The sequence below is a fragment of the Phocicoccus schoeneichii genome (assembly GCF_014635565.1).
Classification (GTDB): domain Bacteria; phylum Bacillota; class Bacilli; order Staphylococcales; family Salinicoccaceae; genus Phocicoccus; species Phocicoccus schoeneichii.
On the sequence record NZ_BMDB01000001.1, the window covers coordinates 362,756 to 378,008 of the forward strand.

The window sequence follows — 15,253 nt, forward strand, 5'->3', positions numbered from 1 at the left end:
GCTATTCTACCGTGTTTTTCATATAACAATTTTTAATCACGGATTCTAGGATATGAGGGAGTTCGTAAAATGCACTCTCCTTAAGAAGACGTTCACTGACTTTATGTGCATCTTTACCAATTGGACCAATATTGATTATAGGAGCAGAAATTTCCCTGATACTTTCAAATGGAATAGCATACGAACGTCCGAATGAAGGTGTATTTTCTTCATACATCGCATCACTTAAATTGTTCGTTGTATATTTAACATAACTCAAATCACAAATTCCGTTGAAATATCTAACTTCTTCAGAGATTCGACCTATTTCCGAAGCAGATCTAATAACTTCTGCGACTGCAAGTCGTACTTCTAAATCGTCGGAACTATTTGCTGCAGGATAATATGGTGGTGTGTAAAAACTAATCACTGCGGGTCCCATACTTCTCATAGTTGCCATCAAGTCATCAACGATTTGAACACTCTTCATATGTGATTCTGTCACTTTTTCTTCTGCTCTAGTAATAATCGTATCTACTTTTTCTTTACCAATCTCATGCACAGCTTTTTTGTATAATTCACCATATGTCATGACTGGAATAGAAAGTTCATTTGAATAGAAGCCTGTATCAAACTGTTTATTTAATACCTTTGTGCAATCATCCACAGCTTCTTTTACAATATGATTAAACGTTTCAAATACCTCTTTTGCATTTCTGTTAAAGATGAATGCATTATATAGACTCACTGATTTAAACGGTGTTTGAACATCATAATGATCTTTTATATCTCTCATATATAACGAGACTAAAGGTGGCGTGGTTTCATCTTTGTACGTTTCAATAAATTCAGTGTTATATTCTAATTTTTGGTTGATGTAACTCATAATATAGTTCGAACTTATCCCATTTAGAGCATTACCGACATGTGTTTCTAGACCATGAACAAACACTGCAGGCATTATTTTTCCAATTGTTCCTGAGTACACATAATGGTTCGTATCACTGCCCTCTTGTTGGAAAGTAGGTTCACTATTTAGATGCAAGCGTATATTCAAGTCTTTCTCTTCTTTTAGTGTTTTTAATACTTCAATTGCTGCTAACATTCCTTTAGATCCAACTTCTTCGTCTGGCACGGTGACGAGGATTAAGTTAATATCCCACTCTTCTATAATCGCTTTTTCAATTAAAGAGATATGTAACATGAGACCCGCTTTCATATCCATTACACCTCTACCAAAGAGATATTCAGATGAATTTAAATCTTCTATAGCATCAGGATCTAAGTATGCGTTATTTTTCTTAAACCGCTCCGTGATTTTATCGGCATCAAATGCGAGATTCTTGTACTCTGCATAATCATCAACACCAACGGTATCAAAGTGATTGATTAACACAATCGTATCTTTATTTTTAACACCCTCATAATGAGCGATTAATGCGCGGCGGTTATCATCAGTATGTGCAAAATGAATACGTTTACTTTCTTTGAAATAGGGTAATTGTTCTAGAGTCTTTTGTACAAGATTAACAAAAGTCTTCTCACCGTCCGAATGTGTTACTGAGTGGTGCAAAACAAATTGTTTGAGTAATTTTTCTCTATCTTTACTCGTTTGCCAAAGTCCCATTAGTGTCACCTCAAAATTATTTCTATAATTTTAGATTACACGTGTTTAAAATTTATTACTACAGTTTTTGAAATATTCTAGCTATATGTTTTTTTATGATTTATTATGTATTAAAATACTAAAAAGATGAGGTGTAATATGGAGACAGTTGTTAAGTTTACAGATTGGTTGTGGGGATACCCTATTGTTATCCTGTTATTCGCTGCAAGTATTTTTCTTAGTTTCTATTTAAAAGGAATTCAATTTAGGCATTTCTTCTATATTATTAAGCAAACGTTTTTCAGCATAAATAAACCTGTTAAAGGCGAAGGAACGATTACACCAAGACAAGCACTCACGTCTGCCCTATCGTCCACTGTAGGTGCTGCTAATATCATTGGGGTACCAGTTGCTATTGCACTCGGTGGTCCTGGTGCTGTTTTCTGGATGATTTTTATTGCATTCTTTGGTATGGCATTAAAGTATAGTGAAGTTGTTCTCGGTGTATTTTATCGTGAGAAGAATGCTGTTGGTGAATTTGTTGGTGGACCGACATACTACATGAAAAAAGGAATAAAGAATAAGAAACTTGGTACATTTTTAGCATCATTTTTTGCAATCGCTATCGTCATAGAGATTATTCCAAGTGCGATGGTTCAAGGAAACTCAGTTGCATCTACGATTGAAGATACATTTAATATTGCACCGTGGATTACTGGTGTGGTTGTCGCTATCGTCGCTGCTCTTGTTGTTTTTGGTGGTGTAAAACGCATTGCTAGTGTGACAGAAATTATCGTACCGTTTATGGTTTTCTTTTATCTTTTATTTGGATTTATTATTATCATTATGAATATTACAGCTATACCTGAAATTGTAATGCTCGTGATTGAAAAAGCATTTAAACCAGATGCTGCTGTCGGAGGTGGAGTCGGAGCTGCACTTGCTACAACAATACGTTGGGGATTTGCTCGAGGCATCTACTCAAACGAAGCAGGTATGGGGACGTCTCCTATCGCGCATGCCGCAGCTAAAACCGATCATCCCGTTCGACAAGGATTCTGGGGCGTTGCTGAAATCATCGTAGATACAGTGATTATCTGTTCAACAACAGCATTCGTTGTGTTACTGTCAGGACTTTACGATACAGAAGAAGCACAAGTGAATCCAGGCGCACTCACAGCACGCGCATTCGGAGATGCATTTGGATCATGGGGGAGTATATTAGTATCTATATCACTCACATTCTTTGTTATATCAACAATTATAGTCATCATTTTCTACGGTTCAAGAATGGCAGAATATCTCTTTGGTCTCTGGGCAGGTAAAGTGATGAAATTTGTATATGTAATAGCGATAGTACTCGGAGCACTGAGTCTAGGAAATACAGTATGGAGTCTACTCGACTTAACACTCGCCTTTGTACTCATACCAAACATTATCGCAGTAGTATTACTCGCACCAAAAGTAAAAGAATTGACAATAGACTTCTTTAAAAACGTAAAACCAAATGACTAGAAAATTAAAAACACACTTGCTTTTTTGGGGCGTCTGCAAAAGACTGTAGTCTTATGCAAATGCTTCTCCCCTAGGAGTCAAGTGTTTTTAATTTCTTTTATATTTTACTTGCTATTAAATGATCAAATAAATTCCACACCATACGGTTACCCAGATGGCATGAAATATCTCCATAATACCTAATTTCTTTGGTGTCCATCCTCTTCCATATACATAGATTGCGCGGATCATTCCGAAGATGAAGGCGACTCCAAGTAACCAGTGCATAAATAACATACCAACAAATACGAGTGTGTTATATCCAAAACTTAAATTCTTATACACTGGGTTATTCTTCTCGCGAATAACTGTCTTAACTACGAATGTGACTCCCATAAAGTATAAAAACGATACAACAAATGCAAATAATACACCAAAGTTTATTTCATGTGCATTTAAAAATGATACAGTAGCTCCAGCCATTGAGAAGATTATGATCGCTGAAACATCGTTAAGTATATTTCTTTCATCTTTCTTCTTAGAAAAATATGCATTAATGAAACCAAACGGAATCATAAGTAAAAAGAAATAGATGATTCTGTAATCCACAATTAAAGGGTAAATAAATAGAATTGCAGCAATGCTAGCGAATAGAATCGCTGATTTTATATATCCATACTGTTTTCTTCTTAATGTTTTTATGAAGAACAGGACTTGATCTGCTGAAAAAAATATGAGTAACCATCCGATTATAAAAAGAACCTGTGATATATTAAAACCATTTGCGAGTATACCAATGATTGGTGGCATAAACACCATTGCCCATGCACCATGTTGGTTTTGCTTTTTAAACTTCATGATAGACACCTCTCACCTATAATTATAGCGAGATAAACACATAAATCATGGCCAATTTTTCACATATTTGTGAATTAAAAAGAAACGAAGAAATTATCTTCGTTTCTGTCTTGATTTAGGTGGTCCTAGTATTTCATTCATGATTACACCATTAACAAACGCCTTTTCATCAAAAGAGATATTGCCGACATCAAATGTAGGGTGTACGTTTGGTTTTTTAGAGTTTTTTGTAACACCTACTACAGGTTTATCAACTTTGACATTTGATTCAGCTACTTCTGCAACATGAACTTCTGGCTTAGCGACTTCGGGACGTTTACGTGTTCTTTCTTCTGTACGTCTAGCTGTCTGTCTTGCAGCTGTCTTAGAACGCTCCAGTGCGTTTTTCATGTCTTGTTCTAATCTCTTAGACTGTTGTTTAGGAGAATATGGTTGTCTCTCAGTAGTTTGTCTTGGCTGCTCTTTTCGTTGTTCCTCTTGTTCCAGCTTTTGATACTCTTCTTTAAAGTCATCAACAAGGGTTTGCCAAATACTTTTACCATTTTCTGCTTGATTCTCGTTATTCATAGGCTTTTGTTTTGGTAATGGTGTATTCTTAGGTTTTGGTCTTTCCAGCTTATCTAAATCAATATTTCTTTTTTGTTTCTTTTTAGATTCTTGAGCAGATTGTACTGCTGAAAAGGCAATACCTATACCAAAAATGAGTAGTGGAACTAAAAATTCCATGTGATCACATCCTACTCTTTATCGTTATATTGAGTTGGGTTCGTCAACTTGTTAATTGAGTCTCTCATGTTTGTATCTGCTTCAATATTTTTAAGGTCGTAGTATTCTGATACTGTAATATGACCTTCTTCTAATGCTTTCGCGAATGCAAGTGGTACTTTAGATTCTGCTTCTACCACTTTCGCTCTCATTTCTTGTACACGTGCTTTCATTTCTTGCTCTTGTGCTACTGCCATTGCACGACGTTCTTCTGCTTTCGCTTGAGCAATGTTTTTATCTGCAACCGCTTGTTCAGTTTGAAGATCCGCACCGATGTTTTTACCAACGTCAACGTCTGCAATATCGATTGAAAGAATTTCAAATGCAGTTCCTGAATCCAGACCTTTGTCTAAAACCGTTCTAGAGATTCTGTCTGGATTTTCTAAAACTGATGTGTGGTGTTGTGATGAACCGATTGTAGATACGATACCTTCACCAACACGTGCAACGATTGTTTCTTCACCCGCACCACCGACAAGTCGTTCGATGTTTGCTCGAACTGTGATTCTTGCTTTTGCTTTAACTTCGATACCGTTCATTGCTACACCTGCAATAAATGGTGTTTCAATTACTTTAGGGTTAACAGACATTTGTACAGCTTCTAGTACGTCACGTCCAGCTAAGTCGATCGCCGCACATCTTTCAAATGTAAGACTGATATCTGCACGTTGTGCTGCAATTAATGCGTCAACAACGCGGTCAACGTTACCACCAGCAAGGTAGTGTGACTCAAGTTGGTTCGTTGTTACTTGAATCCCTGCTTTTCTCGCTTTAATTAATGGCTCAATAACTCGTTTTGGTCTAACACGTCTTAATCTCATCCCAATGAGTGAGAAGATACCTACTCGAACTCCTGCAGCGAGTGCAGAAATCCATAAACCGATTGGTACAAATGAAAGAATAATCGATAAAATAATTAGTCCAATAATAAGAAAGAAGACTAATGCGATTGCTCCTCCAGAAAGAAATCCAACTGTCATATAAATCACTCCTAATTAGTTTACAGGCCTAACAACGATCCTAGTTCCTTCCACATATACTACTTTGACATCCACGTTGGCATTGATGAATGTACCATCTGCAACTGCGTCTATTCTTTTATCATCAATTAAGACTGTTCCAGATGGTCTTAAAGGAGTCACTGTAACTCCCACTTCACCGACGAGGTATCCTCTATCGTCAAACGACGTATAGCCACTTTCAGTGTCTGTAGCATCCGTCAAAATTAAGCGTTTCCAGAGTGGAACTCGTTTTTTCTTCATTTTAATAAATACACCTACTTCAATTACCGTGATGACAAGGACTATCAGAAGTACAATTCCGTATACTGTAGGATCAGTTGTGACCATTATCATGCTGAATATGATCATCGCTAACCCAATTGCACCAAGAATTAACCCAATAACAAAAAACTCTAATGTGAGTAGTATGACACCAAAAAATAGTAATGCCAATGACATAAAAGTAAACCCACCATTAAAGAAGTGCCCAATGTAATAGACACTAATTGAGATGATTGCCAATAGTGTAGAAACATTGATTCGTTCAGAAAATACTTGGTAGACGATACTCGAAAAGAATATCAACAGTAATATACCAGAAGTCACAGGATATGTAATAAATGATACTAAAGATTCCATGTTGCTAGCCTCCTTTTCAGTATACATGAATCAACTTCAATTAAACAATGATATATAAAAAAAGAGACGATAAAATTATCGTCTCATGATATATAGTCATGTTACTCGAGGGAGCTTACACTATACTATATAAATAAATTTATTATCTAAATTTACGTTTACGTGCTGCTTCTGACTTCTTCTTACGTTTTACAGAAGGTTTTTCGTAAAATTCTCTTTTACGAGCCTCTGCAATTGTACCGTTTTTAGAAACTGTACGCTTGAAACGACGAAGTGCATCTTCGATTGATTCGTTTTTTCTGACTACTGTCTTACTCATAAGTGTGTCCCTCCCTCCGAAATAACACATAGAACATTAATAAAGGTACAAGAGTACCATAGAAGTATTATATTATATATTAACAATAATGGTCAACTCTTTATTTAATAATTAGAGTCACTAACCTCGTGATTAACGATTTTTACACCACTTGATGCTCCGAGGCGAGTCGCACCTTTTTCAATCATTGAGATTGCATCTTCATAGCTGCGAATACCACCACTTGCTTTCACACCTAAGTCTTCTCCAACTGTCATTCTCATGAGTGCGATAGCTTCCACTGTTGCACCGCCACCATTAAATCCGGTTGATGTCTTAACGTAATCTGCTCCAGCTTCTTTTGAAAGTTCACATGCTTTGATGATTTCATCTGAATCAAGCATTGATGATTCAATAATTACTTTTACTAATGCGTCACTTTCTGCAGCGTCACACACAGCTTTAATATCGTTGTATACGAGATCGTAGTTGCCAGACTTTAATGCTCCGATATTGATAACCATATCAATTTCATCTGCACCATTATCTATGGCATTTACAGTTTCAAAAGCTTTAGTTTCGCTTGTGTTTGCTCCGAGTGGGAAACCAATTACCGTACAAACTTTTGTACTAGAGTCTTTAAGTACATCTGCACATGTACTTACCCATGTTGGATTTACACAAACACTGAAAAACTCATGTTCTTTTGCTTCTTCGCATAGTTTAAAAATATCATCTTGTGTTGTTTCTGGTTTTAATAAAGTATGGTCTATATAGCTTGCTAATTTCACGACTGTATCCTCCGATTAAATCTCAATTTTATTGATTAATTTACGGTCAAGATAGGCATATTCTTTAACCATTGGTTTTTCTAACACTCTAACTACTTCACCTTTAGACACTGGGTATCCAGGCTCTGTAATCTTAACTTTAACAAGTTCACCTGTTAATGACTCGTCTCCATCAATCTCCACTTTCAGGTAGTTATCAGAGTGTCCAATTAACTTACCATCTTTTGAAGTTTCAGGAATAATCTCTAACACGTCATCTCTAAACCCTTCAGCATAACTTGTTGCAAGTCTGTCTGATAAGTCAATAAGTCTAGATACACGCTCATGCTTAATTGTCTCATCAACTTGATCTGTCATACGTGCAGCTGGTGTACCTGTACGAATTGAATAAGGGAACACATGTAGTTCTGAAAAATGGTGTTTCTCGATAAAGTCATACGTCTCCATGAACTCTTCTTCAGTTTCACCCGGGAATCCTACGATTACGTCAGAAGTAATTGCAACACCTGGCATGATGCTTTTAAGCTTTTCAATGCGAGACTCAAAGAACTCCATCGTATACTTTCTTCTCATGCGTTTTAAAACTGAATTACTTCCTGATTGAATTGGAATGTGTAAGTGTCTTACAATTTTATTCGACTTATCGATTACGTCGATAACTTCATCTGTTAATTGGCTCGCTTCGATACTTGAGATACGTAGACGGTTTAGACCTTCTACTTCTTCAAGATCCCGTAAAAGTTGTGCTAAGTTATAATCTTTTAAATCTTCACCATATCCACCAGTGTGAATACCTGTAAGCACGATTTCTTTGTACCCTTCGTCCACGAGTTTCGTTGCTTGTTCGATTACTTTTTCTGGATCTCTTGAACGCATAAGTCCACGTGCCCAAGGAATGATACAGAATGTACAGAAGTTATTACATCCTTCTTGAATTTTAAGTGTCGCACGTGTTCTGTCTGTGAAGTATGGTACATCCATTTCTTCATACGTACGTTTTTTCATGATGTTTTTTACACCATTGATTGGTTCACGTTCTCTATGATATTGTTCAACATAACCAAGTAACTTATCACGATCCTCCGTACCGATAATAATATCAACACCAGGGATTGCCATAATTTCTTTAGGTGCAGTTTGTGCATAACATCCTGTTACTGCAATCACAGCTTCTGGATTTTTACGGATTGCACGACGAATCACCTGACGACTTTTTTTGTCACCAGTATTCGTTACTGTACATGTATTGATAACGAAAACGTCTGCATTTGTATCGAAATCGACACGCTCATATCCGTCTTCTTTAAATATTTGCCACATTGCTTCAGTTTCATAGTGGTTCACCTTACAACCGAGCGTATGAAATGCAATTGTTTTTTCATTCATGAAATCAAATCTTTCCTACTTAAATTTAGACTCATTCTAGCATAAAACCACTATACTTACAATGTACGTTTAGTCCACAAAGCATCTATAACTGACAGCATATAGAGTGGTGCAGTCTCTGCTCGAAGAATTCTTTCACCCAGTTTCACAAAAGATAATTCATCAAGTTTGGTTTCTTTTTCTGAAAATCCGCCTTCAGGTCCGAAAATGATAGATACAGCATCAATTTTCTTATTTTTGTTAAGCGTTTCGATAAGTGACTCTGATTTTTTAAAGCTTAAGTCTTCATATGCAAATAGATTTACATCAAATCTCGTTAAGTCAATGGTGTTTAATTTACCTACAAATTCAATTGTGGGTACCGATAAACGCTTAGACTGTTCACTGGCACCTTGAATAATCTTTTCAAAACGAGTTAATCGATTTTTTCTTTTCTTATCATCCAATTTTACAACGGCATGCTCCGCTTCATAAATTAAAAATGCATCTGCACCGAGTTCAGTTGCTTTTTGAATCATAAAGTCGAATTTCTCACCTTTTAAGAGTGGACAAATTACTGTCTTATGTAGCTGATTATCGATGACTTCAACTTTTTCAAATGTCTTGTATGTAAGTGGTGAAATATTTGTGAGTTCTGCTTTAAAGACATTTTTGTTTTTATCTACAACACGGAATGTATCACCTAAAGACATACGCATCACATTTAACATGTGATGCGCGTCTTTTTCTAAATCAGTGTAATATTCATTTAGATTTAAAGCTTCGAAAGAAAAATATTGTTGCATGATTACGCCTCTTTCTTAGCGAGTATACTTACCCAACCATTATCTTCTAATATTTCTAGTACAGTAAATCCTGTTTCTTTTAATTGAGCGAGTATATCGTCTCTCTTCTCCACGATAATACCACTAGAGATAAAGTAACCGCCAGTATTTATACAATCATATGCATCAGTAATCATCATCTCAATAACATGAGCGAGAATATTTGCGATGACGATGTCATATTTACTTGTTTCATTCTTCAGTAAGTCAGCACTATGCACATCTACACCATCAATGTCATTTAATTCTAGATTCTCTTTTGCAACTTTTAATGATAACTCATCGATATCGGTCGCAGTTAAATCTCGAGCACCCATCAAATGAGCACCAATCGTAAGAATTCCAGAGCCTGTTCCTACATCAATGATTTTATGTTCCGGCTTAACAATTTTTTCAATGTACTTTAAACACATTGAAGTAGTTGGATGATCTCCTGTGCCAAAAGCCATTCCTGGATCCAATTTGATTAATCGATCATCTAGTTTAATTTCGTGATCATCAAGTTCCCAAGAAGGAACAATAACAAACGTATCAGAGACTCTAAAACTATGGAAATACTTCTTCCACTCATTTTCCCAATCCGTCTCTTGTACGACTGTTTGAGTGATTTTAACATCTTCTTTATCACTTAAATTTGTAGTTTCTCTAACAAACGACTCTATTTGAGATATTTTTTCATCAACTGACACACTTTCATCATAGTAAACGGTTAATCTGATATCCGAATCTGGATAGTCGTCTGGATTCAGTCTAAATTTATTGTCAAAATCTTCAACACCAGATTTCATAATATCCATAGAATAGTCGACAGATATACCATTAGATATTTCTGTTAAGAATTCAGTAAATACTTCTTCATTATCCACACTTGTATGAATTGAAATTTTGTGCCAGTTCATATTTTATTCTCCTTTAAAGAATCTTTTAGCCTTTTCAGTAAAGCTTTCATTAGATTCTTTGATTGTTTGTCCATTTAATTGTGAGAGTTTTCTAAATAGGTCTCTTTCTTCTTCAGATAGTCTTGTAGGCGTTTGAACTTTAACTGTTACAATCTGGTCACCGTATCCAAATCCATTGACATTCTTAATACCTTTTTCTCTCAGTCTAAACTTACGTCCAGATTGTGTTCCGCCAGGAACTGTTAATGAGACTTTACCTTGTAGAGTTGGAATTTCTATCTCATCACCAAGTGCTGCCTGAGAGAATGTAATTGGAAGTTCGTAATGTACATCATCTCCATCACGTTCAAACCTACTATCTGGTTTTACTCTAAATACAATATATAAGTCTCCTGCAGGTCCACCATTGATTCCAGGTTCACCTTGACCTTGTAGTCTAATTTGCTGCCCGTTATCGATACCTTCAGGAACAGTCACTTCAATTTCAACATTTTTAGTGATTGTACCTGCACCATGACATTTATCACATGGGTGTTCAATTTCTTCACCAGTACCGCCACATGTAGGACATGTACGTTGAGTATGAATTTTTCCGAATGGAGTGTTTTGTTCAACAGTGACTTGACCAGTACCTGAACATGTGTGACATGTCTTTTTAGATGTACCTGGTTTAGCCCCTTCACCGTGACAGACGTCACAAAGCACTTCTTTTTTTATTGAAACAGTTTTAGTAGTACCAAATGCTGCTTCTTCAAAATCAACTGTCATAGTGTATTGTAAATCATCTCCGCGTCTTGGCGCGTTTGGATCCATTCTTCTTGAGCCACCGAAAAAAGAGCTGAAAATATCCTCGAATCCGCCGAAGCCACCATCACCACCGAATCCACTGAAGCCGCCTCCGCCTCCAGCACCTCCACTAAATGCGCTGTGACCGAAACGGTCATATTGTGCACGTTTTTCATCATCATAAAGTACATCATATGCTTCTGTTACTTCTTTAAATTTTTCATCTGCGCCATCATCTTTGTTAATATCCGGGTGATATTTTTTTGATAATTTACGATACGCACGCTTAATATCGTCTTTTGTTGCATTCTTATCGACGCCTAGGACGTCATAATAATCTTTTTTAGCCAAATTCTCGCCTCCAACATTCCAATATTATCATTTAAAAAAGTCAAAGCCAATCCATTTGGCTTTGACTTTTATTACTAGACATTACTTATTATCGTCATCTTTAACTTCTTTAAAGTCAGCATCGATTACATCGTCATCTGCTGACTCTGTAGTTGCTTCTTCAGCACCAGCCTGACCTTGTTCTTGTTGCATTTCTTGGTAGATTCTCATTGATATGCCTTGAAGTGCTTGCTCTAGAGCTTCTTTCTTAGCTTTGATATCTTCTGTGTCGTCACCTTTTAATGCTTCTTCTAATTTAGATTTTGCATCTTCGATTTGTGATTTTTCATCATCTGAAACCTTTTCACCGAAGTCTTCAATTGTTTTAGTTGAAGAGAATACAAGTTGGTCAGCTTCGTTTCGAAGATCTACTTCTTCACGACGTTTTTTGTCTGACTCTGCGTTTTCTTCTGCTTCTTTAACCATTCTTTCGATGTCTTCATCAGAAAGGTTAGATGATGACTCGATTGTAATTCTTTGTTCTTTACCAGTACCTAGGTCTTTAGCAGACACGTTTACAATACCGTTTTTGTCAATATCGAAAGTAACTTCGATTTGTGGTACTCCTCGTGGTGCTGCTGGAATATCTGTTAATTGGAAACGGCCAAGTGTTTTGTTGTCCGCTGCCATTTCACGTTCACCTTGTAGAACATGAATGTCTACTGCTGGTTGGTTGTCTGATGCAGTTGAGAATACTTGTGATTTACTTGTTGGAATTGTTGTGTTTCTTTCGATCAACACAGTGTTAACTCCACCCATAGTTTCGATACCAAGTGATAGTGGTGTTACGTCAAGTAATACTACGTCTTGAACGTCTCCTGCTAATACTCCACCTTGGATTGCTGCGCCCATCGCAACTACTTCGTCAGGGTTAACTGAACGGTTAACTTCTTTACCTGTTTCTTTTTTGATTGCTTCTTGTACAGCTGGAATTCTTGTAGAACCACCAACTAAGATTACTTCATCAAGGTCGCTGAAGTTTAAGCCAGCATCTTTGATTGCATTTCTAACTGGAACCATTGTTCTTTCAACTAAATCATGAGTTAACTCATCAAATTTAGCACGTGTAAGTGTTGTTTCTAAGTGTAATGGACCAGCAGATCCTGCTGAAATGAATGGTAATGAAACTTGTGCTGAAGTAACACCTGATAAGTCTTTTTTCGCTTTTTCAGCTGCATCTTTAAGTCTTTGCATTGCCATTTTATCTTGTGATAAATCAATTCCGTTGTCTTTCTTGAATAGGTCTACTAGGTAGTCAATGATCTTGTTGTCGAAGTCATCTCCACCAAGTTCGTTATCACCGCTTGTAGCAAGTACGTCGAATACGCCATCTCCTAATTCTAGGATAGATACGTCAAATGTACCCCCACCTAAGTCGAATACTAAGATTTTTTCTTCAACTTCATCTTTATCTAAACCGTAAGCAAGTGCTGCTGCAGTTGGTTCGTTGATGATACGTTCAACTTCAAGACCTGCAATTTTACCAGCGTCTTTTGTTGATTTACGTTGTGAATCGTTGAAGTATGCTGGAACAGTGATAACTGCTTTAGATACTTTTTCACCTAAATAGCTTTCAGCTGTTTCTTTTAAGTCTTGTAAGATCATCGCTGAAACTTCTTCTGGTGAATATGTTTTGCCTGCTGCTTCTACTTTATAGTCAGAACCCATGTGACGTTTAACTGACATGATTGTATCTGGGTTAGTGATTGCTTGACGTTTAGCAACTTCACCTACTTGGCGTTCTCCGTCTTTGAATGATACTACTGATGGAGTTGTTCTGTTACCTTCACGGTTAGCAATTACTTTTGCTTCTCCACCTTCTAATACAGCTACTACTGAGTTAGTTGTTCCTAAGTCTATACCAATAATTTTACTCATATTAAAAATTCCTCCAATTTATTATTCGCTTACTTTAACCATTGCTGGTCTTAGTATTCTATCTTTTAACATATAACCCTTTTGGAATTCTTCAATAATAATTCCACTTTCTAAGCCTTCCGCTGCTTCAGTCATTACTGCTTGGTGGAAGTTCGGGTCAAATGCTTTATCTTGTGCTTCAATTACTGTAATTCCATTTGCGTTCAGTTTATTAATAAAGTCGTTATATACAATTTCTACCCCTTTATGAAGAGATTCAAATTCTTCAGAAGTTCCTGAAATTTGTAATGCACGTTCTAAGTTATCAATAACTGAAAGCAAATCTTCAGCAAATGATTGGTTTTTATATTTATTATTTCTTTCCGCTTCTTCTCTAGCTCTACGTTTGTAGTTCTCGAATTCAGCATAAAGTTTCAAGTATTTGTTTTCTTCTTCTTCTAATTTAGACTTTAAAGTGTTCAATTCTGAATTTTCTTCAGTCACTTCTGACTCTGTAGAAGTTTCTACAGTTTCTTCATTAGAAGATGTCTCTTCATCTCCAACTGATTCCGTGTTTTCTTCTTCGTTACCAGTCTTTGTGATTTCTTCGTTTACATCTTCCTTTTTCACAAAGTCACACTCCTTATTTTCTAAATGCATTCACTGCTTTAATTACATTTTTGTACCTCATCATCTCTGGTCCTATGATCATGAGTTGTCCATCAAAACCATTCTGATTAATATTTGTCGTAATGATTGATAGTGTTTGATAGTCTTCTCTAAGTTCATCACCGAACAGTACACTGATTGGATTGTCATCTGTTTTGATGACAGGTAAACGTGCATGCTCAATATCTTCGTAAAGTGTTTCTAAAGTTTCGATTTCGCTCTGGAAATCTTTTAATAGAAACTGTAATCCCGAATATGCGACTATTTTGTTATTTTCACTGATGTTCTTCTCTATTTTAGAAACGAGTTCAGCTACAAATTGTTTGATTCTATCATCATCTAACTGATGATAATATTTTAGAATTTCAAACGCATCGTAAATCGGTCTTTCACGCAAAAGGTTGTTGAGTTCTCTACCTACTTTTTCCATATCTTGTTCGGAAATATGTGCGTCTTTTTCAACTGTGAACTTTCTGACTGATTCACTATCCATTACAAGAATGATTAGAATCAGGTTGTCTGATAAAGGTGTGAGATAAACACCTTTTAAAATTGCTTTTCCATCAGTGAGTGTAACATAAGCAAGATGCTGCGTCTTTTCACTAAAAGAATTGGCAATTGTTTGGCCTATAATCTCAATATCTGAAAGGGACTTATCAATCTCAAATTTACTCGACTTTTTAGAATCGTATTTCCTTGAGATATCTTCTATATAATGTTTAAGTCCATTTCTTGATGGAATTCTTCCTGATGAGGTATGTGCTTTTGTGATGAATCCTTCTCTTTCTAGTACTGCCATTTCATTACGAACCGTCGCACTAGAAATATTCATTTTGTACTTATCTATTAAGTACTGTGAACTAACTGGATTACCATCATCTAAAAAATCATCAACTATAAAATAAAGTATTGATTTCTGCCTTTCTGTAAGCACTACATCCACCTCATTAGCACTCTCTTCAATCAAGTGCTAAGTTAATAATAACGTATTAGTCAAAGTATGTCAACACT

The 15,253-nt window shown here is 36.2% G+C and carries 15 protein-coding genes; 1 reads left to right on the forward strand and 14 read right to left on the reverse strand.

Annotated elements, in window-relative coordinates:
- Position 1: 1 nt before the first annotated feature.
- Positions 2-1,606: a M20/M25/M40 family metallo-hydrolase gene (locus IEU51_RS01995; RefSeq protein ID WP_186087586.1), complete on the reverse strand. Its 1,605-nt coding sequence runs from the start codon at positions 1,604-1,606 to the stop codon at positions 2-4.
- Between the two features lie 138 nt (positions 1,607-1,744).
- On the opposite strand from IEU51_RS01995, the gene IEU51_RS02000 reads away from it, so the two are divergent.
- Positions 1,745-3,100, forward strand: a complete 1,356-nt coding sequence (locus IEU51_RS02000) for an alanine/glycine:cation symporter family protein (protein WP_186087583.1) — start codon at positions 1,745-1,747, stop codon at positions 3,098-3,100.
- 114 nt (positions 3,101-3,214) lie between these two features.
- On the opposite strand, the gene IEU51_RS02005 is transcribed toward IEU51_RS02000, so the two are convergent.
- The 13 genes from IEU51_RS02005 to hrcA form a co-directional block, all read right to left on the reverse strand.
- A complete protein-coding gene (locus tag IEU51_RS02005) occupies positions 3,215-3,937 on the reverse strand; it encodes a YwiC-like family protein (RefSeq protein WP_186087580.1) in 723 nt (240 codons plus the stop codon).
- A 93-nt stretch (positions 3,938-4,030) separates the two neighbouring features.
- Positions 4,031-4,663 carry a hypothetical protein gene (locus tag IEU51_RS02010; RefSeq protein WP_186087577.1) on the reverse strand — a complete coding sequence of 211 codons (633 nt, stop codon included), beginning with the start codon at positions 4,661-4,663 and terminating at the stop codon, positions 4,031-4,033.
- An 11-nt stretch (positions 4,664-4,674) separates the two neighbouring features.
- On the reverse strand, positions 4,675-5,682 hold the full coding sequence (floA, locus tag IEU51_RS02015) for a flotillin-like protein FloA (RefSeq protein WP_186087574.1): 1,008 nt from the start codon (positions 5,680-5,682) through the stop codon (positions 4,675-4,677).
- 15 nt (positions 5,683-5,697) lie between these two features.
- Positions 5,698-6,342 (reverse strand): NfeD family protein, encoded by a 645-nt coding sequence (locus IEU51_RS02020; protein ID WP_186087571.1) that lies wholly within the window; start codon positions 6,340-6,342, stop codon positions 5,698-5,700.
- A 142-nt stretch (positions 6,343-6,484) separates the two neighbouring features.
- Positions 6,485-6,661 carry a 30S ribosomal protein S21 gene (gene rpsU / locus IEU51_RS02025; RefSeq protein WP_186087568.1) on the reverse strand — a complete coding sequence of 59 codons (177 nt, stop codon included), beginning with the start codon at positions 6,659-6,661 and terminating at the stop codon, positions 6,485-6,487.
- Between the two features lie 104 nt (positions 6,662-6,765).
- A complete protein-coding gene (gene deoC / locus IEU51_RS02030) occupies positions 6,766-7,431 on the reverse strand; it encodes a deoxyribose-phosphate aldolase (protein WP_186087565.1) in 666 nt (221 codons plus the stop codon).
- 15 nt (positions 7,432-7,446) lie between these two features.
- Positions 7,447-8,817 carry a tRNA (N(6)-L-threonylcarbamoyladenosine(37)-C(2))-methylthiotransferase MtaB gene (gene mtaB / locus IEU51_RS02035; RefSeq protein WP_186087562.1) on the reverse strand — a complete coding sequence of 457 codons (1,371 nt, stop codon included), beginning with the start codon at positions 8,815-8,817 and terminating at the stop codon, positions 7,447-7,449.
- 56 nt (positions 8,818-8,873) lie between these two features.
- On the reverse strand, positions 8,874-9,602 hold the full coding sequence (locus IEU51_RS02040) for an RsmE family RNA methyltransferase (RefSeq protein WP_186087559.1): 729 nt from the start codon (positions 9,600-9,602) through the stop codon (positions 8,874-8,876).
- Positions 9,603-9,604: 2 nt separating this feature from the next.
- On the reverse strand, positions 9,605-10,540 hold the full coding sequence (gene prmA / locus IEU51_RS02045) for a 50S ribosomal protein L11 methyltransferase (protein WP_186087556.1): 936 nt from the start codon (positions 10,538-10,540) through the stop codon (positions 9,605-9,607).
- 3 nt (positions 10,541-10,543) lie between these two features.
- The gene (gene dnaJ, locus IEU51_RS02050; RefSeq protein ID WP_186087554.1) at positions 10,544-11,677 is read right to left on the reverse strand and encodes a molecular chaperone DnaJ; all 1,134 of its coding nucleotides are present in this window, start codon (positions 11,675-11,677) and stop codon (positions 10,544-10,546) included.
- Positions 11,678-11,758: 81 nt separating this feature from the next.
- The gene (gene dnaK, locus IEU51_RS02055; RefSeq protein WP_186087551.1) at positions 11,759-13,594 is read right to left on the reverse strand and encodes a molecular chaperone DnaK; all 1,836 of its coding nucleotides are present in this window, start codon (positions 13,592-13,594) and stop codon (positions 11,759-11,761) included.
- A gap of 21 nt (positions 13,595-13,615) precedes the next feature.
- Positions 13,616-14,203, reverse strand: a complete 588-nt coding sequence (gene grpE, locus IEU51_RS02060; RefSeq protein ID WP_229713796.1) for a nucleotide exchange factor GrpE — start codon at positions 14,201-14,203, stop codon at positions 13,616-13,618.
- Positions 14,204-14,216: 13 nt separating this feature from the next.
- Positions 14,217-15,185, reverse strand: coding sequence for a heat-inducible transcriptional repressor HrcA (hrcA, locus tag IEU51_RS02065; RefSeq protein WP_186087532.1), 969 nt, complete (start codon positions 15,183-15,185; stop codon positions 14,217-14,219).
- Positions 15,186-15,253: the final 68 nt, after the last annotated feature.